Here is a 936-nt window from a genome sequence, read left to right as displayed (position 1 = left end):
CGAGCCTGTAAGAATTTCTGTGTGAAACGGGGTCATGAAATAATACCGAAAAGGATGTTCCATGACCGACACGATGACCACCAAGAAACCCCGCAAAAAGAAAGAGCCGTATCCATTTCCAGTTGAGCTGATCGACCAGCTGCTGGCCCAAGTTCAAGACAAGAACGCCGAGTCTATCCTCGGTGAATCTGGCTTGGCAGGCCAGCTCAAGAAGATGCTGGCTGAGCGAATGCTGGCCGCCGAATTGACACATCACTTGGCCAACGAGGACGCGACCAGCAAGAATCATAGAAACGGCACCACGCCCAAGAAGGTTCTGGCACCGGGCGGTGAACTGCGCCTCGACATTCCACGCGACCGCCTGTCCAGTTTTGAGCCGCAGCTGGTGGCGAAAGGCCAGCGGCGAATGCCTGGCTTTGACGACCACGTGATCAGCATGTACGCACGCGGCATGAGCGTGCGCGAGATCCAGGCGCACCTGCTGGAGCTGTACGGCACTGAGGTGTCGCCGATGCTGATCTCGAGCATCACCGACGAGGTAATCGAGGAAGTCACCCAGTGGCAGCAGCGTCCGCTGGAAACGATGTACCCGATTGTCTACTTCGACGCCTTGCGCCTGAAAATCCGCGACGAGGGCACTGTCAAGAACAAGGCCGTCTATCTGGCGCTGGGCATCCGCGCCGATGGCCGCAAGGAAGTGCTGGGGCTGTGGATCGAGCAGACCGAGGGCGCCAAGTTCTGGTTGAAGGTATTTAACGAGCTCAAGAACCGTGGACTGGACGATATCCTGATCGCCGTCGTTGACGGCCTTCGCGGCTTCCCTGAGGCCATTGAAGCGGTGTATCCGCAGGCGCAGATCCAGACCTGCATTGTGCACCTGATTCGCAATTCGACCACGCTGGCAGCCTGGAAGGACCGCAAAGAGCTGGCGGCGGC

General features: G+C 58.3%; 1 protein-coding gene. It reads left to right on the top strand.

Annotated elements, in window-relative coordinates:
* Nucleotides 1-73: 73 nt before the first annotated feature.
* Nucleotides 74-936 (top strand): IS256 family transposase (locus tag J0O65_RS23730; RefSeq protein ID WP_251373948.1); only part of this gene is annotated, 863 nt, incomplete at its 3' end.

The organism is Janthinobacterium sp. JC611, assembly GCF_018682595.1.
In the GTDB taxonomy this organism is placed as follows: Bacteria; Pseudomonadota; Gammaproteobacteria; order Burkholderiales; family Burkholderiaceae_D; genus Janthinobacterium.
The sequence above is the reverse complement of the archived record's forward strand: the minus strand, read 5'-3'. Positions and strand labels throughout refer to the sequence as shown.